Origin of the sequence: Pseudomonas sp. dw_612 (assembly GCF_018449725.1) — a bacterium.
Classification (GTDB): Bacteria; Pseudomonadota; Gammaproteobacteria; order Pseudomonadales; family Pseudomonadaceae; genus Aquipseudomonas.
Window position 1 is genome coordinate 233045 of the sequence record NZ_JAAVVC010000009.1, and the last position, 21188, is coordinate 254232.

Sequence of the window (21188 nt, forward strand, 5' to 3'; positions counted from 1 at the left end):
TGCCGAAGGCTGCGATCTTTTGACGTTGCCGCTAAGATCAAAAGATCGCAGCCTTCGGCAGCTCCTACACGATCATCATGACCATCACCCTGCGCCGTGCCCAGCCTACTGACGCCAACGCCCTCCCCGCCATCGAACGCTCGGCGGCGGCATTGTTTCGCACGGACCCTTCACTTGCCTGGCTCGCCGACACACCCGTGACCGACACCCGGCAACACCTGCACGCCATCGAAACCGCCGATGTTTGGGTCGCGGAATTGCCCGAAGGCGCACTTGCGGGGTTTCTCAGCGCCGAACAAATCGACAATCAACTGCATATTCAGGAACTGTCCGTCAGCCAACACTTTCAGGGCCAGGGCATCGGTTGAAAGTTACTGTTAGCGGCAATTGAGTATTCCCGTAAACGAGAACTCGACGGTCTGACCCTGACCACGTTTAGCGACTTGCCGTGGAATGCACCGTTTTATCAACGGTTCGGCTTTGAAACATTGAGCGCGGCTGAAACGAGTCCGCGTTTATTGGCGATTTTGAGGCAGGAAATCGACCACGGTTTGCCCGGTGAGCGGCGGTGTGCGATGTATCTGCTACTCACACCGGCGCTTTCAAATCCACACCCAACGCCAGGGCAAACGCCTTGACCAGCGGACTGCGCACGGTGTTGTGGCGCAGGATCAGATTGAACGGCGTGACGATATGAATCAGGTCCGGGCGCACTGCCCGCAATTGCCCTTCGGCGACCAGGTTGGCGGCGTAATGCTGCGGCAGGAAGCCAACAAAACAGCCGGTCTTGATCAACAGCGCCACGGCTTCGACTTGCGTCGCCGAGGCTGAAAAGCTGTCGTACCGGGCAAAGTTGAGTTTGTCCCGATGGATCGCGTAGCGATGGTTGACGCACTCATAGTCCTTGAGCACGTTGCTGCCGATTTCCGCGTCCGGCACCGCGAACAACGGATGGCCGACCGCGCAGTAAACCTCGGAGCGTTCTTCATAGAGCGAGTAGTAATCGAACTCCTCCCGCTTCTGGTAAACCGGCACGATTCCCGCGACTAACCGCCCCTCCACAACCCCTCGCTCTACTTCATCCAGTTGCGAGGCCTGAAGTTGAAACCTGACTTTCGGCGACTCTTCATTAATTCTTCTAAGTGCGGCAACTAACGGAGAGTTAGGGTCAGAGATCGTGTTATCAATAATGCCCACCCCAAGATCCCCAATAAGTTCATTCTGCGCCGAACTAAGCCGATCCCGAAAGTTATCAACCGAAGCAAACAAATCAATCGACGCCTGATACACCAGGCGCCCTTCTTCGGTCAGGTGAAACCCCTCTCGCCCACGGGTGCACAGGCGCATGCCGATGCGGATTTCCAAGTCGGAAATCTGTTTGCTGATGGCGGCCAAGCCCACATTCAGCTCGTTTTGAGCCGCGCTGAAGCCGCCGGCCTCGACCACGGCCTTGAACACTTTGAGCAGTTTGAAGTCCAGGCCGCTGAGCGCCAACGGAGCCCGCTGAGTCGGTTTTGGCGGCGGGTTTCCGGAATTGGAAAGTGGGGTTTCCATAATGCTTATTTACCTCTGGCGCTCTAGCAAACAATCTGTGTCCAACAACAAAAACATAGCTGGCCAATAATAATGAACACAGAAAACAAGGCTTGGCAACCGCTAATAAATTCCGTACCTGAGTGCCAACTCACTGATTTCGCACCATTAAAAACTGACACTTCGATCAGTTCTCGCCACTTCGCAACTGCCCCTTTGAAAACTGCTTTGGCCTAACCACGCCCGAATCATTTCCGGCGAGCGTTCAGGGCTTTGCAGACCGCATTCAGTTCGCTTTACCGACGAGGAAAACAACAATGTCTCAAACCACCGACCGTCTCTGGGGTGCTCGCTTCAAAAGCGGCCCGTCCGAAGCCCTGGCGGCCCTGTCCCGTTGCCCCGAGCGCTATTTCCGCCTCACGCCTTACGACTTGGCCGGCTCCAAGGCCCATGCCCGGGAACTGCAACGCGCCGGTCTGTTGAGCGAAGAAGAAACCCAGACCATGCTCGACGCGCTGGCCGGTATCGGTGCTGACTTCAACGCCGGCAGCGTCGCGCCGACCCTGGACGACGAAGACGTCCACACCTTTATCGAACGCCTGCTGACCGAACGCCTCGGTGCCCTGGGCGGCAAACTGCGCGCCGGTCGTTCGCGTAACGATCAGACTGCCAACGACCTGCGTCTGTTCCTGCGTGATCATGTCCGCACCCTGGCCGTTGAAGTGTTGGCCCTGCAACAAGCGCTGGTGAATCAGGCCGAGCAGCACATCGAAAGCATTTGCCCGGGCTTCACTCACTTGCAGCAGGCGCAACCGATCGTCTTCGCCCACCACTTGCTGGCCCACGCCCAATCGATGTTGCGCGACGTGCAGCGCCTGGTGGACTGGGACGTGCGCACGTCGTTGTCGCCACTCGGCGCAGCGGCCATGGCCGGTTCTGCCATAGCTCGTTTGCCGCAGCAGTCGGCCAAGGAAATGGGCTACAGCGGCGTGTGTGAAAACTCCATCGACGCTGTCGCCAGTCGCGACCACGTTGCCGAATTCCTGTTTATCGCCAGCATGCTCGGGATCAACATTTCCCGCCTCGCTGAAGAATTTTGCCTGTGGTCGTCGCGGCAATTTCGCTGGGTCGCGCTGGATGATGCCTACGCCACCGGCAGCTCGATCATGCCGCAGAAGAAGAATCCGGACATCGCCGAACTGGCTCGCGGCAAGGCTGGCCGTCTGATCGGGAACCTCACCGGCCTGCTGTCCACCCTCAAATCCCTGCCGCTGTCCTACAACCGCGACTTGAGCGAAGACAAGAACGGTGTGCTCGACAGCGTCGACACCCTGTTGCTGGTGCTGCCAGCGATGGCCGGGATGGTCGCGACCATGAAGGTCAACGTTGAAGAACTGCGGCGTCAGGCGCCACTGGGCTTCACCCTCGCTACCGAAGTCGCCGACTGGCTGGCCATGCGCGGCGTGCCATTCAAGGAAGCCCACGAAATCACTGGTGCACTGGTTCAGGCCTGTGAGAAACACGACATCGAGTTGTGGGAAGCGTCTACGGCGTTGTTGGCCGAAATAGATCCGCGCCTGACCCCGGAAGTGCGCGACAGCCTGACCCTGGAAGCTGCCATCGCTGCCCGCAGCGGCTGGGGCGGCACCGCGCCGCAACAGGTGCGCGAGCAGATCGGTCGTTTGAAAACCGCCCTCGCCGCGCAGCATGAGTGGACCGAGAACTATCAGGGCTTCCGCCTCTGAGCCACGGAGCACCGCAATACCCATGTGGGAGCGGGCTTGCTCGCGAAAGCGGTGGGTCAGGCAACATTGATGTCGACTGACACGACCTCTTCGCGAGCAAGCCCGCTCCCACAGGGGATTGCGTTTTATCTGAAGAACCAGCGGTGGGCCGTTGACGCCGTTTTGAACCACAGCAACACGCGCCGCAGTCACTGGGCGGCGTACGGAGAAACATCATGAGCCAGACTCAGGCAGAACGTCTCCAGGCGGAGCGCAACCTGGCGGACAACCAGTTTGATATCACCCAGTACCACCATGTGCCACGACGCTATTACGGGCGGATTTTCTTCGCCACCGTGATCGTGATCGCCATTCTCGGCCTGGTGCGCGCGTTCGCCGAGGGCAAGATCGAATGGTCCTACATCGGCCAGTTCGTGACCTCACAAGCGATCATCTGGGGCCTGTTCAACACCATCGTCATGGCGGTGCTGGCGATGGCTTTGGGCATTGTGTTCGGGGTGATCACCGCGATCATGCGCATGTCGGCCAACCCGATCCTGCGCTATGTGGCGCTGACCTACACCTGGCTGTTCCGTGGTACGCCGTTGATCCTGCAACTGCTGCTGTGGTTCAACCTGGCGCTGATCTTTCCCACCATCGGCATCCCCGGCCTGTTCGAAATGGACACCGTGAGCCTGATGACGCCGTTCGTGGCCGCCCTGCTCGGTTTGAGCATCAACCAGGGCGCCTACACCGCCGAAGTGGTGCGCGCCGGTTTGCTCTCAGTGGACACCGGGCAGTACGAAGCGGCCAAGTCGATCGGCATGCCGCGCCTGCAAGCGCTGCGCCGGATCATCCTGCCGCAAGCCATGCGGATCATCATTCCGCCGGTCGGCAACGAATTCATCGGCATGGTGAAAATGACCTCCCTGGCGAGCGTTATCCAGTATTCGGAACTGCTCTACAACGCCCAGAACATCTACTACGCCAACGCCCGGGTCATGGAATTGCTGATCGTCGCCGGTATCTGGTACCTGGTCGCCGTGACGGTTCTGTCCTTCGGTCAAAGCCGTCTGGAGCGTCGTTTCGCTCGCGGCGCCGGCAAGCGTTCTTGAGGAGTCCGACATGAGAAGCATCGTCAAGGCCGTGAGCCTGAACAAATATTACGACCAGTTCCACGCGCTCAAGGACATCAACATCGAGGTCGAGCAAGGCGAAGTGCTGTGCATCATCGGCCCGTCCGGCTCGGGCAAGAGCACCCTGCTGCGTTGCGTCAATCAGCTGGAAAAAATCGACAAGGGCGGCCTCTGGGTCGACGGCGAACTCGTGGGTTACCGGGTCGTCGGCAACAAACTGCACGAACTCAACGAGTCGCAGATCGCCCGTCAACGCCTGGCCACCGGCATGGTGTTCCAACGGTTCAACCTGTTTCCGCACATGACTGTGCTGCAAAACATCATCGAAGGCCCGTGCCAGGTACTCAAGCGTTCGCCCAAAGAGGCGCACGAAGAAGCCGTGGAATTACTCGCCCGGGTCGGCCTGGCCGACAAACGCAACAGCTACCCGATTGAATTGTCGGGCGGCCAGCAGCAACGGGTGGCGATTGCCCGCGCGTTGGCGATGCGGCCCAAGCTGATGCTGTTCGATGAACCCACTTCGGCACTCGACCCGGAACTGGTCGGTGAGGTGCTGTCGGTGATGCGCGATCTGGCGCAAACCGGCATGACCATGATCGTCGTCACCCATGAACTGGGCTTCGCTCGCGAGGTTTCCAACCGCATGGTGTTTATGGACGGCGGGCAGATCGTGGAGGCTGGAAGCCCCGAAGAAATACTAATAAGCCCACAAAACCCGCGCACCCAAAGCTTCATTTCTGCCGTTCGAACCTAGGTGCCGCTTGGCGCTCACAACACACATAAGAGAACGACCATGAAGAATTTCGTAATTCCAGCAGTACTTGCAGGCCTGATGGCTTCCAGCGTCAGCTTCGCCGCCGAATTGCCGGCCAGCATCAAGGCCAAGGGCGAGATCGTTGTCGCGATCATGCCGAACTACCCGCCGATGGATTTCAAGGATCCGGCGACCAACACGCTGACGGGCCTCGACTATGACCTGGGCAACGCCCTGGCCGAGCGTCTGGGCGTGAAGATCAAATGGCAGGAAACCGGCTTCGAACAAATGATCAACGCCCTGACCACCGACCGTGTGGACATGGTGCTGTCGGGCATGACCGACACCGCCGAACGCCAGGCCAGCGTGACCTTCGTTGACTACTTCACCAGCGGTCCGCAGTTCTACACCTTGCAGAAGAACAAGGACTTCAACGAAATCACCGACCTGTGCGGCAAAAAAGTCGGCACCAGCCGCCGCACCACCTTCCCGGCGGAAATTGCCGAGTACAGCAAGGCCAACTGCGAAGCCGCCGGCAAACCGGCCATCGTGGTGATCGGCACCGAAGGCTCGGCTGACGCTCGTGCACAATTGCGCCAGAGCCGGATCGACGCGGCGATGCAGGGTAGCGAGACGCTGTCGTACCTGAAGACGCAGGAAAAGGACATGTACAAAACCGTGGGCCAGCCGATTTCCGTGCAGTTCTCCGGCATGGGTTTGAGCAAGAAAAAGCCTGAGCTGAGTGAAGCGGTGAAGGTTGCGTTGCAGAGCATGATTGATGACGGCAGCTATCAGACCATCCTGAAGAAATGGGACCTGGAACTGGGCGCTATCAAGACTGTGACCATCAACGCCGGCAAATAAACCTGGCGCGATTTAGCTCTGTGTAGCAGCTGGCGAAGCCTGCGTTCGGCTGCGAAGCAGTCGTGAAATCAGACAACGCGGTGTGTCAGAAAAAACCTCGCGTGTAGGGTTTACGACGACTTCGTCGCCGAACGCTGCCTCGCGCTGCTCGGCAGCTGCTACAGGTGTTTCAACAATAATCAGCGGAGCGCAACGATGTCCTCCTCACCCCAACCCACCTGGCCCGCCCCGCACAAGGCTTGCCTGGCCCTGGCCTTCGATCTCGATGGCCCGACCGGCGATGCCATGCTCAATGGCTCGATCTGGCACAAACCCGAGTATTTTGGCTTCGGCGGCTACGGCCCTTACCGCGCCCTGCCCCGTCTCCTCGATTTGCTCGACGCGTTCAAGATCCCGACCACGTTTTTCGTCCCGGCCTGGGTCGTGGAGAATTGGCCGAAGCAGTGCCAGGCGATTGTCGAGCGCGGGCACGAAGTGGCGTACCACGGCTACAAACACGAATCCTTTTACGCCCTGACGCTGGACCAGCAAAAGGACGTGATGAAGAAATCCCGCGAAGTGTTCTGGCAGCACTTGAACATCCGCGCCGAAGGCTTTCGCACGCCGTCCGGTGACTGGCGCGCCGAAACCCCGGCGATGCTGGTGGAAGCCGGCGTGACCTATTCCAGCAGCATGCGCGGCGATGACCGGCCGTATCTGGTCAATGTCCCAGGCTTTGAGACGCCGCTGGTGGAAATCCCCGGCCGCTGGGAAATGGACGACTACGCCTCCCTCGCCTACACCCGCGCGCCGAACTTCCCGTCCGGGCTGGACCGCACCGCCAGTTACGAGCTGACCCTCGACAACTGGTGCCGCGAATACGACGGCGCCATGGACGAAGGCTTGTGCCTGACCACCCTGTTCCACCCCAAGATCACCGGCAAACCGGGCCGCATCCTGTTGCTGGAAAAACTCTTTGAACACATGCGCCAGCGCGATGACGTGTGGTTCGCCACCTGCCGCGATGTCGCCCAGTGGTGGCTGAAGGAGCATCACCATGGCTGATTCCTCTGTCTGGCCCAACGGCCATCGCTGCGCGGTCGTACTGACCATCGATTACAACGACATCCACGGCATCCTGACCCAGGCCCCGGAAGTCGCCGGGCGCGACAAGACCCTGTCGGTCTGGCGCTACGGCAGCCAGCGCGGTGTCGATCGCTTGCTCGGATTATTCGAAGAACTGGGGGTTTCCAGCAGCTGGTGCGTTCCCGGCATCGTCGCCGAGGAAAACCCTGAACACATAAAGGCAATACTCGCTGGCGGGCATGAAATTGCCTGCGCCGGGTATCGCCATCAGAACTATGACGACCTCGATTTGGCTGCACAGCGCGCCGATATCGCCAAGGGCTGCGAAGCCTTGGCCGCATTGACTGGCCAGCGTCCGGCCGGCTTCCGCATTCCGGCGGGCAATGGCAAGCCAGGCTTCATCGAAGCGCTGAGGGACCAAGGCATTCGCTGGTCTTCGTCCTGGCGTGGCGATGATCTGCCGTTCGCGCATCCCACCGCGCCCGAAGTGATCGAGCTGCCGTTGCACTACGAACTGGAAGACGAGCCCTACTTCGCGTTCAACCTCAGCCCGGCCGTGCCGCCGGCACAATCGCGGATCGCCTCCTACAGCCACACCCTCGGCAACCTGCAAATGGACTTCGCCGGGTTTCATCGCTTTGGCCTGTGCTACGTGCTGCGGTTGCACCCGGAAATCATCGCCACGCCGGGGCGCATTGGCGTGTTGCGCGAGTTGCTCGAAGGAATTCAGGAACATAAGGACGTTTGGATCGCCACGGCGGGTGACGTCGCGCAATGGTGGGCGGATTCGGCAATGCAGGTGACGCAGGATCATCCTTCGGCGGTGTATGAGCGGCATTATCGGGATTACGGCGTATGAACGGGTTCGGCAGCGCCTACCAAGGCGTGATGCGCATGGAGCACCTGGCGCAGTTTTGCGTCGATACACACTTTGAAGATTTACCGGCGGCGCTGGTGGCGCAAGCCAAGCGGCACATTCTCGACACCTTCGGCGCGACCCTGGCCGGGGCTGGCAGCGACGTGGCGAAACAGGCTCGCCGCGTATTCGAAGGTGAAACCGGCAGCACACCGGTCTGGGGCACCGATTGGCACGTCGGCGCCGCCCAGGCCGCGATGCTCAATGGCATCGCCGCCCATGCGCTCGAACTGGACGATACCGGCGGCTGTGATCATTCCGGCGCGGTGGTGTTGCCGGCGGTGATGGCTGCGGTGTCGATGGCGGACAAACCGGTCAATGGCCGGGAGTTCATCACCGCCGTGGTCATCGGCTACGAAATCGGTCGTCGGGTGCTGGAAGCCTGCGGCAGTTATTCGGCGCATAACGGTGCCGGTTGGCACTCCACGGCGACTTGCGGGGTGTTCGGCGCGGCGGCGGCCAGTGCGCGGATTCTCGGCCTCGATGCTACACAAACCCTGTCGGCCCTTGGCATTGCCGGCAGTTTCAGCGGCGGACTTTGGGCGTTTATTCATGACGGTTCCCAGAGCAAAAAACTCCACAGCGGTCGTGCCGCCGAAGGTGGCTTGCTGGCGGCGCGGTTTGCCCAGCGTGGTATCACCGGGCCGACAAAACTGTTTGATGATGTCTGGGGTGGTTTTCTCAAGACCCTCGCCGGTGATAGCGCCGTGCCCGAGGCACTGGACGCGGAGCTGGGCCAGGTGTGGAAACTCGCCCGCTGCTCGATCAAGCCCTACGCCGCGTGTCGCGGGACCCATTCGGCGATTGATGCCTTGGGTTTGTTGCTCGCGCAATTGCAGGTGGATATCGCTCAGGTCGAGGAGATTCAGGTGTCGCTGTGCGGGTTCCTGCAGGACATGTGCGGCGGGCAGGAAGTCGCCAGTCTGGCGGCGGCGCAGATGAGCCTGCGTTATGCCCTCGCCGCACGGTTGGTGCTGGGGCATTGCCGGCTGGAAGCGTATGACGATGCCCAGCGCAATGACCCGCGCATGGCGCACTGGATGTCGCGCATTCGCCTTGAAGTGGACCCGCAACTGTCCGAGGATGGCGAGCCTGTCGTGAGCCTGCGGACCGTGGACGGTCGGCAGGCGAGTTTGTGCGTTGAAGTGCCATTGGGCGCACCAGGGAATCCGCTGAGTGATGCGGCGTTGGAGGAGAAGTTTTTCAGCCTGGCCGGGCGGGTTTTGGCGCGGGGGCAGGCTGAGGCATTGCTTGAGCAGTTGTGGCGGGTTGAAGAGTTGGAATCTGTTGAAGGGTTGAATGGATGGCTTGAGGTTTCGGGTGGTCGTTAGATCCACCCCTCACCCCAGCCCTCTCCCCACGGGGGAGAGGGGAAAGGGAGCCGATTTCCGTTGCTTTCAATGCCTGAGTTCGGCTCGGTATTTCAGGTCAATGTAGCTCTAAGAACACCTCGGTCAGTCCCCTCGCCCCTTTGGGGAGAGGGTTAGGGTGAGGGGACGATCCCGAGCCGAACACCAAAAACAAGGACTTGTGCACCACCGTGGCCACTTACTCGCTCGTTATCCGCCGGTTGATGATTTGCTCGCTGACCATCGTCGTCAGCCGCGCCATCACCAGCCCGTTGCTCACGCTGTTCCTGAGCAACAAACTCGGCCTCAACCAACAGGACGTTGGCTTGCTGCTGGGCATCGCGGTGTTTATCGCCACCCTGCTCGCGCTTTACGGCGGTTACATCATCGACCGACTGGAAAAGCGCCGGCTATTGATCCTGGCCATGCTCTCCAGCGCCATCGGCTTCGTGCTGCTGACCTTCGCCGAGAACCTCTACCTGACCACCGCCACCCTGGTGATCACCGAAACCGCCTCGGCTTTATTCCTGATCGGCTCGAAAGCGATCCTCAGCGAAAACCTGCCCATGGGCCAGCGGGCCAAGGCGTTTTCCCTGCGCTACACCCTGACCAACATCGGCTACGCCACCGGACCCATGCTCGGTGTGGTGATCGCCGGGGTGTATCCGATTGCGCCGTTTCTGATCGCGGGCGGCATCGCGTTCTTCAGTATTTTCCTGATGAGCGGGATTCCGAAAGACCCCGCGCGAGTGCCCGCCATCGGCCAGCCGCAAAGTTTTCTCAAGACCCTGACCACCCTCAAGAATGACCGAACCCTGATCATGTTCACCTGCGGCTGCCTGTTCAGCACGGTGGTCCACGGCCGTTTCACCTTGTACCTGTCGCAATACTTGCTGGTGACCCACGATTCCAAGCGCGCCCTGGAAACCATGGCCGCCCTGCTCGCTTGCAACGCCATCAGCGTGATCCTGCTGCAATACCAGATCGGCCGTTTCCTCAAGCGTGAACAACTGCGCTACTGGATTGCCGGCGGCACCAGCCTGTTCATCCTGGGGTTGATCGGTTTCAGCCTGGCCGATGGCTTGGTGAGCTGGTGCGTGGCGATGTTCATTTTCACCCTCGGGGAAATGATCATTTACCCGGCGGAATTCCTGTTCGTCGACACCCTGGCCCCGGAAGAACTGCGCGGCAGTTACTACGGCGCGCAAAACCTCGCGGCCCTCGGTGGTGCGTTGAGTCCGGTGATTTGCGGTTTCCTGCTGATGCACACTCCGGCGCCGACGATGTTCTACGCCTTGTGCGCGTTGACGGCGATGGGAGGTTCGCTGTGTTTCATGGCCGGTCGGCGGGTGGCTTTACTGCAAAAATAGTGCACTGAAACTGCATTAATATGAATTTGTCTTCACCGGGAATCGACGGCACACTGTGCCCCGTTCCTCCCCCAATAGTTGGAACACCTTCAAGGGCTTTCTGGGTATCCCAGGTAAGCCTTTTTTTTGCCTCGATTTTTTTGTCGGATCGATCGTCATCATGCTCGCTCGTTGGTTACCCGCTGCCGTCAACACCCGCCCCTCGGAATGGAGCCGCGCTGCCATCGGCATGTCCATGGGCACACTGTTCAGCGTCTGGCTGTGCAGCCAGGTATTCGGCATCGAAGTGGCACAACATCTGGTCGGCCCGCTGGGCGCGTCGGCGGTGCTGTTGTTCGCCGTGTCCTCCGGCGCCCTCGCCCAGCCATGGTCGATTCTGGGCGGCTACCTAAGCGCCGGGGTGGTTTCGCTGCTGGTCGCCCATGTGCTCGGCCGGACCTTGGGCAGCGCGTGCCTGGCGGCGGGCATGGCGCTGATCCTGATGTGCTGGCTGCGTTGCCTGCATCCGCCCGCCGGGGCCTTGGCGCTGCTGTTGGTGCTGGCCGACCCGGCGACCATTGCCCTGGACTGGAAAGCCCTCGGCCCGGTGATGCTCAGCGCCTCGGCCATGCTGCTCAGCGCGTTGGCGTACAACAACCTGACGCGGATTCGCTATCCCAAACGTCCCGCCGCGCCTGTGCCGGTCATGCCTTCGGCCGACAGCCAGGCCATCACGGCCGAGGATTTGAAACTGGCATTGGCGGACATGGAAGCTTTCTTCGACGTCACCCCGGAAGACCTTGAACAGCTGATCCACGCCAGTGAATTGCATGCCAAGCGGCGCAGCATCGGCGAAGTGCTCAGCAGCAGAGCCTGACACCGCCCGGATCCCACAGGTTTTGCATCGCTCGATGGCTACTCCATCGTAGTCTTGACCATCGCCAGTTCCGGATGGCTGACCAACTTGTCGATATGCAAATCCGGGTCATCAAACCAGACTTCGGTCAGCACTCGGTAATGCTCCATGTCCCGGCAGCGCATGCGCAGGCTGTAATCAAATGCGCCACTGATCAAGCGACACTCCAGCACCTGCGGACAGGCCCGAACCTTGGCTTCAAACGCCTTTTGCGCCGTCCGCCCGCTCTGGTTCGACAACGCCACCAACACCAGCAGCGACAGCCCCGGGGTTAATTTTTTCTCATCGAAAATCGCCCCGTACCCGCGGATAACCCCGAGTTGCTCCAATTTACGCACCCTTTCCAGACAGGGCCTGGGCGTCAGGTGCACCCGCTCGGAAAGCTTTTGATAGGTGATGCGCCCTTCGTGGCGCAGCACTTCGATGATGGCTTGATCGATCCGATCAAGCACGATCGAAAGATCGCGGATATCCGCCATGTACGTCTCTCACTTCAAACGGGCTGATAAAAATGGCTGTCAACGTTCGCTGCCCGGCCGGTCGAGGATAGCGGCTCTTCAACCTGATATTCATCCTCTGGCGTTCCGTTTTATCTGGAGTGCTCACGGCCTGGCCGCTTTTTGGATTGGGACGCCAGAATGCCGATTGCCGGGGCGGGTCGGGTGTCGGAAGGCCTTGTTCAGACAGCGCAAGTACGCTGAATGTGCGTGTTCGGCAGCCGATTCGGTCGTGGGCGCTGCAGATCAAAAGATCGCAGCCTTCGGCAGCTCCTGCATTGACCGCGTTCGCCGCGATGTCACGCCTGTACACCTATCCTGTAGGAGCTGCCGCAGGCTGCGATCTTTTGATTTTGCCTTAAGGTAAAAATGCAGACAGAACCTGCACGTATCCCGGTTGTACATCACAAATTTGCACTGTTACGATCCAGCATCGCTCGCGCGCGAGCTTCTCTATAAAGAACAATAAAAGCAGGGAGTTATCGATGACTGCTCAGGTTTCATCCCAGGAGGCTAAAACCATGGATGCCACGCAAAATGAAGTGCTGGCCGAGGTCCGCAATCGCATCGGTCACCTGACCCTCAATCGTCCCGCCGGTCTCAACGCCCTCACCCTGGACATGGTCCGTAGCCTGCAAAACCAGCTCGATGCCTGGGCTGAGGATTCGCAGGTCAACGCAGTGGTGTTGCGCGGTGCCGGCGAGAAGGCCTTTTGTGCTGGCGGCGATATTCGCTCGCTGTACGACAGCTACAAAAACGGCGAAACCCTGCACGAAGACTTTTTCGTCGAGGAATACGCCCTCGACCTCGCTATTCACAATTACTGCAAACCCGTCCTCGCCTTGATGGACGGCTTTGTGCTGGGCGGCGGCATGGGCCTGGTGCAAGGCGCCGATATGCGCGTGGTGACCGAACGCAGTCGCCTGGCGATGCCGGAAGTGGCCATCGGTTATTTTCCGGACGTTGGCGGCAGCTACTTTCTGCCACGGATTCCAGGGGAATTGGGGATTTACCTGGGCGTCAGCGGCGTGCAGATTCGCGCCGCCGATGCGTTGTATTGCGGGCTGGCCGACTGGTATCTGGACAGCGATCGGTTGGGAGCGTTGGACGAAAAACTTGATCATCTTGAATGGCATGAAACACCGCTCAAGGACCTGCAAGGTGTGTTGGCCAAACTCGCCGCGCAGCAACTGCCGGATGCGCCGTTGATTGCACTGCGCCCGGCCATCGACCACTTCTTCGCCCTGCCGGACGTGGCGAGTATGGTGGAGCAACTGCGCGAAGTGACCGTCGCCGACAGTCACGAATGGGCGAAAACCACCGCGGACCTGCTGGAAAGCCGTTCGCCGCTGGCCATGGGCGTGACCCTGGAAATGCTGCGGCGCGGTCGCAAGCTGAGCCTGGAACAGTGCTTCGCCCTTGAGCTGCACCTGGACCGTCAGTGGTTTAAGCGTGGCGACCTGATCGAAGGCGTGCGCGCCTTGCTGATCGACAAAGACAAAAAACCGCGCTGGAACCCGCCGACCTTGCAGGCGCTGCACGCCGAGCACGTCACGAGTTTCTTCACGGGTTTTGAGCAGAGCGGGAGCTGAGCCATGCACGATATCGAATTGAGCGAAGAGCAAGTGATGATCCGCGACATGGCCCGGGACTTTGCCCGTGGCGAAATCGCGCCCCACGCGCAAGCCTGGGAAAAGGCTGGCTGGATCGACGACGGTCTGGTGGCGAAGATGGGTGAGCTGGGCCTGTTGGGCATGGTGGTCCCGGAAGAATGGGGCGGCACCTATGTCGATTACGTCGCTTACGCCTTGGCCGTGGAAGAGATTTCCGCTGGCGATGGTGCCACGGGCGCGCTGATGAGCATCCACAACTCCGTGGGTTGCGGGCCGGTCTTGAACTACGGCACAGATGAACAGAAGCAGACCTGGTTGCCAGACCTGGCCAGCGGTCAGGCCATTGGCTGCTTCTGCCTGACCGAACCGCAAGCCGGTTCTGAAGCCCACAACCTGCGTACTCGCGCCGAGCTTCGCGATGGCCAGTGGGTGATCAACGGCGCCAAGCAATTTGTCAGCAACGGCAAGCGGGCGAAACTGGCGATTGTGTTTGCCGTGACTGATCCCGATCTGGGCAAGCGCGGTATCTCGGCGTTCCTGGTGCCGACCGACACCGCGGGTTTCATCGTCGATCGCACGGAACACAAAATGGGCATCCGCGCCTCCGATACCTGCGCGGTGACCCTGAACGACTGCACCATCCCTGAAGCCAACCTGCTGGGTGATCGCGGCAAAGGCCTGGCCATCGCCCTCTCCAACCTCGAAGGCGGCCGCATCGGCATCGCCGCCCAGGCGCTGGGCATCGCGCGGGCCGCATTCGAAGCGGCGCTGGCTTACGCGCGGGACCGGGTGCAGTTCGGCAAGGCGATCATCGAGCACCAGAGCATCGCGAACATGCTGGCGGACATGCACATGCAGTTGAACGCAGCGCGATTGATGATCCTCCACGCGGCGCGGTTGCGCAGTGCGGGCAAGCCTTGTTTGTCGGAGGCGTCACAGGCGAAGTTGTTTGCATCGGAAATGGCCGAAAAGGTGTGTTCGTCGGCGATGCAGATTCATGGCGGGTATGGGTATCTGGAGGATTACCCGGTGGAGCGGTATTACCGGGATGCGCGGATTACGCAGATTTATGAAGGGTCGAGCGAGATACAGCGGATGGTGATTGCTCGGGAATTAAAGAATTATTTGGTTTGATAGTTGGGATTGGGGATTGGCTTGAAATCGACCCCTCTCCCTAACCCTCTCCCCAGAGGGGCGAGGGGACTGGCCGATGCGCTCTTGGCGCTACATCGACCTGAAAGTCCTGAGTCGAACTCAGGCTTTGAACAGCATGAAGATCTGCTCCCTTTCCCCCTCTCCCCAGAGGGGCGAGGGGACTGGCCGATGTGCTCTTGGCGCTACATCGACCTGAAAGTCCTGAGTCGAACTCAGGCTTTGAACAGCATGAAGATCTGCTCCCTTTCCCCCTCTCCCCTTTGGGGAGAGGGCTGGGGTGAGGGGTGGATCTTAAGCCGTCCCCCAAATCATCACTTACCCTGGAATTCGGCCTCGCGCTTGGCAATAAACGCCGCCATCCCTTCCTTCTGATCCTGCGTCGCGAACGCCGCATGGAACACCCGACGCTCGAAGCGCACGCCTTCGGACAGGCTGACTTCGAACGCGCGGTTCACGCTTTCCTTGACCATCATCGCAATCGGCAACGACTTCCTGGCAATCAGCGTCGCGACTTCCAGCGCTTTTTCCAGCAGCTCATCCGCCGGTACGATCCGCGCGACGATCCCGCAACGCTCCGCTTCCACCGCATCGATCAAGCGGCCGCTGAGGCACATTTCCATGGCCTTGGCCTTGCCCACGGCGCGCGTCAGGCGTTGGGTGCCGCCCATGCCCGGCAGCACGCCGAGGTTGATTTCCGGCTGGCCGAATTTGGCGTTGTCGCCGGCCAGAATGAAGTCGCACATTAGCGCCAGTTCACAGCCACCACCGAGGGCGAAACCGTTGACCGCAGCAATGATCGGCTTGCGGCGGTTGGCCACGCGATCACTGTCGCTGAACAGGTCGTCGAGGTAGATCTGCGGGTAGGTCAGCTCGGCCATTTCCTTGATGTCGGCGCCGGCGGCGAAGGCTTTTTTCGAGCCGGTCAGCACGATGCAGCCGATGTTCGAATCAGCTTCCAGGCCATCGAGGGCGTGGTTCACTTCGCTGACGAGCTGCGCGTTCAACGCGTTCAAGGCTTGCGGACGGTTGAGGGTGATCAGGCCGACGCGACCATGGGTTTCCAGCAAAATCGTTTCGTAGCTCATAAATAACTCCTGTTTTGCATAAGGCTTGATCCTCTGTAGGCGCTGTCGAGTGAAACGAGGCTGCGATCTTTTGATCCTGCTTTTTAAAATCAACGTCAAAAGATCGCAGCCTTCAGCAGCTCCTACGGGGGCTCCGTCTTAAAGATTGCGCGAAATAACCATGCGCTGAATATCGCTGGTGCCTTCGTAGATCTGGCACACCCGCACGTCGCGGTAGATCCGCTCCAGCGGGAAGTCGTTCAGGTAACCGTAACCGCCCAGGGTTTGCAACGCTGACGAGCAGACCTTCTCGGCCATTTCCGAGGCGAACAGCTTGGCCATCGAGGCTTCGACCAACGCCGGTTTGCCACTGTCACGCAACGCGGCGGCGTAATGCACCATCTGCCGGGCCACGGCAATCTGGGTCGCCATGTCCGCCAAACGGAACGCGACCGCCTGGTGTTCAATGATCGGCTTGCCGAAGCTCTCGCGCTCACGGGCGTAATCCCGGGCCGCTTCAAACGCGGCGCGGGCCATGCCCACCGATTGCGAGGCGATGCCGACGCGTCCGCCTTCCAGGTTGGCCAGGGCGATCCGGTAACCTTCGCCCTCCTCGCCCAAACGGTTGGCCACCGGCACTTTCACGTCTTCGAACAGGATCTGGCAGGTGTCGGAAGCGTGCTGACCGAGTTTGTCTTCGACCCGTGCGACTTTGTAGCCCGGCGAATCGGTGGGCACGATCAGCGCGGTGATCCCGCGTTTGCCGGCACTTGGATCGGTCACCGCAAACACAATCACCACCCCGGCGTTCTGCCCGGAGGTGATGAACTGTTTGCAGCCGTTGAGCACGTAGTGATCGCCGTTCAGCTTCGCGCGGGTTTTCAGGCCGCTGGCGTCGGAACCGGCCTGGGGTTCGGTCAGGGCAAACGCGCCGAGCATCGAACCGCTGGCCAATGGCTTGAGGAAGCGTTCTTTCTGCTCGTTGGTGCCGTACTTGAGGATCGGCACGCAACCCACGGAGTTGTGCACGCTCATGATCGTCGAGCAGGCGCCATCGCCGGCAGCGATTTCTTCCAGGGCCATGGCGTACGCCAGGTAACCCGTGTCGCAACCGCCCCACTCTTCCGGCACCAACATGCCGAAGAAGCCCAGCTCGGCCATTTCGCCGATGGCTTCTTTCGGGAAGCGATGCTCGCGGTCCCATTCGGCCGCGAATGGTTTCAGCCGCTCCTGGGCAAATTGCCGGGCGGCTTCGCTGATCTGCAGTTGTTCGTCATTGGGAATCATGGTGAATCCTTAAAAATGAACCTGTCGCACAAAATACCTGACTGAAATGCTGGTCCCCTGTGGGAGCGGGCTTGCTCGCGAATGCGGTGTGTCATTCAACATTGATGTTGTCTGACACGGCCTCTTCGCGAGCAAGCCCGCTCCCACAGGGGATTGGTGTTTACCTCAGTACAGGCATTCCACAGCCATGGCCGTCGCTTCACCGCCGCCGATGCAAATCGCCGCAACGCCGCGTTTCAGGCCTTTCTGGCGCAGGGCCGAGAGCAACGTTACGAGGATTCGCGCGCCGGACGCTCCGATCGGATGGCCGAGGGCACAGGCGCCACCGTGAACGTTGACCTTCTCGTGAGGGATTTCCAGTTTGTTCATGGTCACCAGGCTGACCACCGCGAAGGCTTCGTTGATTTCAAACAACTCAACCTCATCCAGCGACCAGCCGGTTTTCTTCATCAGCTTCTTGATCGCGCCGACCGGTGCCACCGGGAACAGGCCCGGGGTATCGGCAAATGCCGAATGGCCATGAATCACCGCCAACGGTTTAAGCCCACGCTTCTCGGCTTCTGATTGGCGCATCAACACCAGTGCCGCCGCGCCGTCGGAGATCGAGCTGGAGTTGGCTGCCGTGACGGTACCGCCGTCGCGGAACGCCGGTTTCAGCGAGGCGATTTTGTCCAGTTTGGCTTTCGGTGGCTGTTCGTCGTTGCTGATCAGCACCTGTTCTTTGCCGACGGTGACGGTCAGCGGCACGATTTCAGCCTTGAAGCTGCCGTCCTTGATGGCCTCTTGCGCACGGGTGGTCGAGGCAATGGCAAACGCATCCTGGGCTTCACGGGTGAAGCCGTTGGTCTCGGCGCAGTCTTCGGCAAAGGTGCCCATCAGGCGACCCTTGTCGTAGGCGTCTTCGAGGCCGTCGAGGAACATCGAATCCAGCACCCGGCCATGGCCCATGCGGTAACCACTGCGGGCGCGGTCCAGCAGGTACGGCGAGTTGGACATGCTTTCCATGCCGCCGGCGATCACCACCTCGGCACTGCCGGCAACCAGCATGTCGTGGGCGAGAATGGTGGTTTCCATGCCGGAACCGCACATCTTGTTCACGGTGGTGCAACGGGTCGATTTATCCAGCCCGGCACCCAGTGCAGCCTGACGCGCAGGCGCCTGGCCGAGGCCGGCGGGCAACACACAACCGAACAACACTTCATCGACCGCGTCGGGCGCAACACCGGCCCGTTCAACCGCAGCCTTGATCGCCGCTGCACCGAGTTGCGGTGCGGTCAGGCTTTTCAGCTCGCCCTGGAAACCGCCCATCGGGGTGCGAACGGCGCTGACAATAACAATCGGATCGTTGGAAAGGGTCATGACAAATCCTCCTTACTTGGCGGCCATACGCAAGGCGCCGTCGAGACGGATCACCTCGCCGTTGAGCATGCTGTTTTCAATGATATGCCGCACCAGCGCGGCGTACTCGCCCGGTTTGCCCAGGCGTGGCGGGAATGGCACGCCAGCGGCCAGGGATGCGCGGACTTCGTCGGTCATGCCGGCCATCATCGGCGTTTCGAAGATGCCGGGGGCGATGGTCATCACACGGATGCCGAAGCGCGCCAGTTCACGGGCGGCGGGCAAGGTCAGACTGACAATCGCGCCTTTGGACGCGGCATATGCGGCCTGGCCGATCTGGCCGTCATAAGCCGCTGCCGAGGCGGTGTTGATGATCACGCCGCGCTCGCCGTCGGCATCCGCTTCGGTTTCAGCAATCGCCGCTGCAGCCAGACGCAGCATGTTGAAGCTGCCGATCAGGTTGACGTTGATCACTTGGCTGAAACTGGCCAACGCATGGGGGCCGGTCTTGCCGAGGATCTTCTCGCCACGCACGATGCCGGCGCAGTTCACCAGACCGTGCAGGCCGCCAAAGATTTTTACCGTCAAGGCGACGGCTGCTTTGGCGGCGGCTTCGTTACTAATGTCGGCCACCACGCTTTGTGCGCCGAGACGAACAGCCTGGGCCGCGACGGCCTCGGCGTTCATGTCCACCAGCATCACTTTGGCGCCGGCGCTGACCAGCATTTCAGCGGTGGCAGCACCCAGGCCGGACGCGCCGCCGGTGACGAGAAAAACCTTGTTTTCGATCTGCATCTTATTTTCCTTCGATTCAAGCAGAAGCTTTGTGAGCCACGGCCTCTTGAGCCTTGGCGATTTCCTGGTTGCGCAAGATAAAGCGCTGCAATTTGCCGCTTGGGGTCTTCGGCAATTCGCTGACAAATTCGATTTCACGGGGGTACGAATGCGCGGCCAGGCGCTTGCGCACGTGCTGACGCAGTTCTTCGGCCAGTTCCGGCGTTGCAAGGTAGTGCTCGCCGATCACGACGAAGGCTTTCACCAGCTCGGTGCGTTCCGGGTCGGGTTTGCCGACCACGGCGGCTTCAATCACCGCCGGGTGTTCGATCAACGCGCTTTCGACGTCGAACGGGCCAACCCGGTAGCCGGAGGTGGTGATCACGTCGTCGCTGCGGCCGACGAAGCTGATGCTGCCGTCCGGGTTCCACTCCACGGTGTCGCCGCTCAAGTAATAGTTGCCGACGAACGCTTTGGTCGGTGCGCCTTCGTAGCCGTTAAACCAGCACATCGGCGACTGGGTGCGGTCGATGGCCAGGATGCCGGGTTGGCCGACGCCGAGTTCGTTGTACGCGTCATCCAGCACCACGATGCGATGGCCCGGCGAGGCAAAACCGGCGGCGCCCATGTGGATCGGATGGTCCAGGCCATGGTGGTTGCACAGGACCATGCCGAGTTCGGTCTGGCCATAATGGTCGTGGATCACCACGCCGAGGTTGTCGGCAAACCAGCGGATCACTTCCGGATTCAGCGGCTCACCGGCGCTGCTGACGATGCGCAGCTTGCCCTTGATCGAGTTGGCGAATTCGTCGCCACCAGCAATCAGCAAACGGTAAGCCGTGGGCGAGCCCGTGAGGTTGGTGATGTTGTATTTGTTGATCACCCGGCAGGTGCTTTCGAGGGTAAACGGGCCATCGTAGAACGTGATCGGATGCCCCATCGACATCGGGCCGGTCACGCCGAAATAGATGCCGTACGCCCAGCCCGGGTCGGCGACGTTCCAGAACGCGTCTTCCGGGCGCAGGTCCACGGCGTCGCGGGTGTAACTCTGGAAGGCGACGACGGCCTTGAGCGGCACCGACAGCGCTTTCGACGGGCCGGTGGTGCCCGAGGTGAACATCAGCAGGAACGGGTCTTCGCCGGTCAGCAGTACCGGTTCGCACACGGGGGAATAATTGGCCAGTTCGGCCCAGAAACTGTAATCGCCCCGCACGATCCCCTGCCCTTTGGCGCCGCCGACGGTGACGATGGTCGGGCAGTCGGCGACTTCCGCGAGTTTCGGGCGATTGACTGCGTCAGTGACCACGACTTTGGCGCCGGAACTGCTCAAGCGGTGTTCGATGGCTTTCGGGCCGAACGCGGTGAACAGCGGCTGGTAGACCGCGCCGATGCGCCAGGTGGCGAACACGGTGATGAGTAATTCGATGTTGCGCGGCAGCAGGCCGGCGACCTTGTCGCCCTTTTGTACGCCCTGGGCCAGGAGGAAATTGGCGAAACGCGCGGCTTTGTCCTGCAAGTCGCTGAAGGTGTACGTCGCACTGGCGCCGTCGCGCCCTTCCCAGAACAGCGCGATGCGCCCCGGCAATGCATGGCGATCGCAGCATTCAACGCAGGCGTTGAGCGCCGTCAAATCGCCGGCGAGCGCGGCATTCACGGTGTGCGGGTAATCGAACTGTGAAGTGGCAGACAAATAATCGCGCATTGCCAGAATCCCTCTGTATTTTTATTAGGTTGGGGGAACCGTAATTAACACAGGAATACTCGCGCTGCGCGGGGTGTGGAGCAATGGTCAAAGCTATCAAGTTGCGTGACTGGTTTGGCCAAGGTTTGGAAGGTGTGGCGCCTGTGAGGGCC

General features: G+C 60.5%; 18 protein-coding genes and 1 pseudogene. 12 read left to right on the forward strand and 7 right to left on the reverse strand.

Going from position 1 to position 21188, the window contains the following annotated elements; translation table 11 throughout:
* The first annotated feature begins 77 nt into the window (after nt 1-77).
* A pseudogene (locus HB680_RS16455) lies at nt 78-638 on the forward strand (GNAT family N-acetyltransferase).
* Here the strand turns inward: HB680_RS16455 and HB680_RS16460 are convergent.
* Entirely contained in the window at nt 589-1554 is a 966-nt protein-coding gene (locus HB680_RS16460) for a LysR family transcriptional regulator (RefSeq protein ID WP_213939663.1), read from the reverse strand. The pseudogene HB680_RS16455 and the gene HB680_RS16460 sit on opposite strands and share 50 nt — an antisense overlap.
* Nucleotides 1555-1850: 296 nt before the next feature.
* On the opposite strand from HB680_RS16460, the gene argH reads away from it, so the two are divergent.
* From argH to HB680_RS16505, 9 genes are all read left to right on the forward strand, one after another.
* On the forward strand, nt 1851-3278 hold the full coding sequence (gene argH, locus HB680_RS16465; RefSeq protein WP_213939664.1) for an argininosuccinate lyase: 1428 nt from the start codon (nt 1851-1853) through the stop codon (nt 3276-3278).
* A 215-nt stretch (nt 3279-3493) separates the two neighbouring features.
* Complete coding sequence (locus HB680_RS16470; RefSeq protein WP_213939665.1) at nt 3494-4372, forward strand: amino acid ABC transporter permease; 879 nt, start codon at nt 3494-3496, stop codon at nt 4370-4372.
* 10 nt (nt 4373-4382) lie between these two features.
* On the forward strand, nt 4383-5147 hold the full coding sequence (locus tag HB680_RS16475; protein ID WP_213939666.1) for an amino acid ABC transporter ATP-binding protein: 765 nt from the start codon (nt 4383-4385) through the stop codon (nt 5145-5147).
* A 39-nt stretch (nt 5148-5186) separates the two neighbouring features.
* A complete protein-coding gene (locus tag HB680_RS16480) occupies nt 5187-6011 on the forward strand; it encodes an ABC transporter substrate-binding protein (RefSeq protein ID WP_213939667.1) in 825 nt (274 codons plus the stop codon).
* Between the two features lie 195 nt (nt 6012-6206).
* Nucleotides 6207-7055, forward strand: a complete 849-nt coding sequence (locus HB680_RS16485; RefSeq protein WP_213939668.1) for a polysaccharide deacetylase — start codon at nt 6207-6209, stop codon at nt 7053-7055.
* Complete coding sequence (locus HB680_RS16490; protein ID WP_213939669.1) at nt 7048-7935, forward strand: polysaccharide deacetylase; 888 nt, start codon at nt 7048-7050, stop codon at nt 7933-7935. Before HB680_RS16485 ends, HB680_RS16490 begins: the two co-directional genes overlap by 8 nt.
* A gap of 29 nt (nt 7936-7964) precedes the next feature.
* The gene (locus HB680_RS16495) at nt 7965-9323 is read left to right on the forward strand and encodes an MmgE/PrpD family protein (RefSeq protein WP_213939689.1); all 1359 of its coding nucleotides are present in this window, start codon (nt 7965-7967) and stop codon (nt 9321-9323) included.
* Between the two features lie 209 nt (nt 9324-9532).
* Nucleotides 9533-10711 (forward strand): MFS transporter, encoded by a 1179-nt coding sequence (locus HB680_RS16500; RefSeq protein ID WP_213939670.1) that lies wholly within the window; start codon nt 9533-9535, stop codon nt 10709-10711.
* Nucleotides 10712-10871: 160 nt separating this feature from the next.
* Nucleotides 10872-11567: an HPP family protein gene (locus tag HB680_RS16505; RefSeq protein WP_213939671.1), complete on the forward strand. Its 696-nt coding sequence runs from the start codon at nt 10872-10874 to the stop codon at nt 11565-11567.
* 38 nt (nt 11568-11605) lie between these two features.
* On the opposite strand, the gene HB680_RS16510 is transcribed toward HB680_RS16505, so the two are convergent.
* Nucleotides 11606-12085 carry an Lrp/AsnC family transcriptional regulator gene (locus tag HB680_RS16510; protein ID WP_213939672.1) on the reverse strand — a complete coding sequence of 160 codons (480 nt, stop codon included), beginning with the start codon at nt 12083-12085 and terminating at the stop codon, nt 11606-11608.
* Nucleotides 12086-12588: 503 nt separating this feature from the next.
* On the opposite strand from HB680_RS16510, the gene HB680_RS16515 reads away from it, so the two are divergent.
* Nucleotides 12589-13695: an enoyl-CoA hydratase/isomerase family protein gene (locus tag HB680_RS16515; RefSeq protein WP_213939673.1), complete on the forward strand. Its 1107-nt coding sequence runs from the start codon at nt 12589-12591 to the stop codon at nt 13693-13695.
* A 3-nt stretch (nt 13696-13698) separates the two neighbouring features.
* Nucleotides 13699-14850 carry an acyl-CoA dehydrogenase family protein gene (locus HB680_RS16520; RefSeq protein WP_213939674.1) on the forward strand — a complete coding sequence of 384 codons (1152 nt, stop codon included), beginning with the start codon at nt 13699-13701 and terminating at the stop codon, nt 14848-14850.
* A 332-nt stretch (nt 14851-15182) separates the two neighbouring features.
* Here the strand turns inward: HB680_RS16520 and HB680_RS16525 are convergent, their stop codons facing one another.
* The 5 genes from HB680_RS16525 to HB680_RS16545 form a co-directional block, all read right to left on the reverse strand.
* Nucleotides 15183-15956: an enoyl-CoA hydratase gene (locus HB680_RS16525; RefSeq protein ID WP_213939675.1), complete on the reverse strand. Its 774-nt coding sequence runs from the start codon at nt 15954-15956 to the stop codon at nt 15183-15185.
* Nucleotides 15957-16094: 138 nt separating this feature from the next.
* A complete protein-coding gene (locus HB680_RS16530) occupies nt 16095-17222 on the reverse strand; it encodes an acyl-CoA dehydrogenase family protein (RefSeq protein WP_213939676.1) in 1128 nt (375 codons plus the stop codon).
* Between the two features lie 165 nt (nt 17223-17387).
* Nucleotides 17388-18581, reverse strand: a complete 1194-nt coding sequence (locus HB680_RS16535) for an acetyl-CoA C-acyltransferase (RefSeq protein WP_213939677.1) — start codon at nt 18579-18581, stop codon at nt 17388-17390.
* Nucleotides 18582-18593: 12 nt separating this feature from the next.
* Nucleotides 18594-19355: an SDR family NAD(P)-dependent oxidoreductase gene (locus tag HB680_RS16540; RefSeq protein ID WP_213939678.1), complete on the reverse strand. Its 762-nt coding sequence runs from the start codon at nt 19353-19355 to the stop codon at nt 18594-18596.
* 16 nt (nt 19356-19371) lie between these two features.
* A complete protein-coding gene (locus tag HB680_RS16545; protein WP_213939679.1) occupies nt 19372-21036 on the reverse strand; it encodes an AMP-binding protein in 1665 nt (554 codons plus the stop codon).
* Between the last annotated feature and the right edge of the window lie 152 nt (nt 21037-21188).

Excerpts from the sequence above, each read along its gene's own strand:
- HB680_RS16535 (WP_213939677.1), bottom strand. The coding sequence starts at position 18,581 with ATGACCCTTTCCAACGATCCGATTGTTATTGTCAGCGCCGTTCGCACC.
- HB680_RS16495 (WP_213939689.1), top strand. The coding sequence starts at position 7,965 with ATGCGCATGGAGCACCTGGCGCAGTTTTGCGTCGATACACACTTTGAA.
- HB680_RS16540 (WP_213939678.1), bottom strand. The coding sequence starts at position 19,355 with ATGCAGATCGAAAACAAGGTTTTTCTCGTCACCGGCGGCGCGTCCGGC.
- HB680_RS16490 (WP_213939669.1), top strand. The coding sequence starts at position 7,048 with ATGGCTGATTCCTCTGTCTGGCCCAACGGCCATCGCTGCGCGGTCGTA.
- HB680_RS16505 (WP_213939671.1), top strand. The coding sequence starts at position 10,872 with ATGCTCGCTCGTTGGTTACCCGCTGCCGTCAACACCCGCCCCTCGGAA.
- HB680_RS16475 (WP_213939666.1), top strand. The coding sequence starts at position 4,383 with ATGAGAAGCATCGTCAAGGCCGTGAGCCTGAACAAATATTACGACCAG.
- HB680_RS16510 (WP_213939672.1), bottom strand. The coding sequence starts at position 12,085 with ATGGCGGATATCCGCGATCTTTCGATCGTGCTTGATCGGATCGATCAA.
- HB680_RS16530 (WP_213939676.1), bottom strand. The coding sequence starts at position 17,222 with ATGATTCCCAATGACGAACAACTGCAGATCAGCGAAGCCGCCCGGCAA.
- HB680_RS16520 (WP_213939674.1), top strand. The coding sequence starts at position 13,699 with ATGCACGATATCGAATTGAGCGAAGAGCAAGTGATGATCCGCGACATG.
- HB680_RS16485 (WP_213939668.1), top strand. The coding sequence starts at position 6,207 with ATGTCCTCCTCACCCCAACCCACCTGGCCCGCCCCGCACAAGGCTTGC.
- argH (WP_213939664.1), top strand. The coding sequence starts at position 1,851 with ATGTCTCAAACCACCGACCGTCTCTGGGGTGCTCGCTTCAAAAGCGGC.
- HB680_RS16525 (WP_213939675.1), bottom strand. The coding sequence starts at position 15,956 with ATGAGCTACGAAACGATTTTGCTGGAAACCCATGGTCGCGTCGGCCTG.
- HB680_RS16545 (WP_213939679.1), bottom strand. The coding sequence starts at position 21,036 with ATGCGCGATTATTTGTCTGCCACTTCACAGTTCGATTACCCGCACACC.
- HB680_RS16515 (WP_213939673.1), top strand. The coding sequence starts at position 12,589 with ATGACTGCTCAGGTTTCATCCCAGGAGGCTAAAACCATGGATGCCACG.
- HB680_RS16470 (WP_213939665.1), top strand. The coding sequence starts at position 3,494 with ATGAGCCAGACTCAGGCAGAACGTCTCCAGGCGGAGCGCAACCTGGCG.
- HB680_RS16480 (WP_213939667.1), top strand. The coding sequence starts at position 5,187 with ATGAAGAATTTCGTAATTCCAGCAGTACTTGCAGGCCTGATGGCTTCC.
- HB680_RS16460 (WP_213939663.1), bottom strand. The coding sequence starts at position 1,554 with ATGGAAACCCCACTTTCCAATTCCGGAAACCCGCCGCCAAAACCGACT.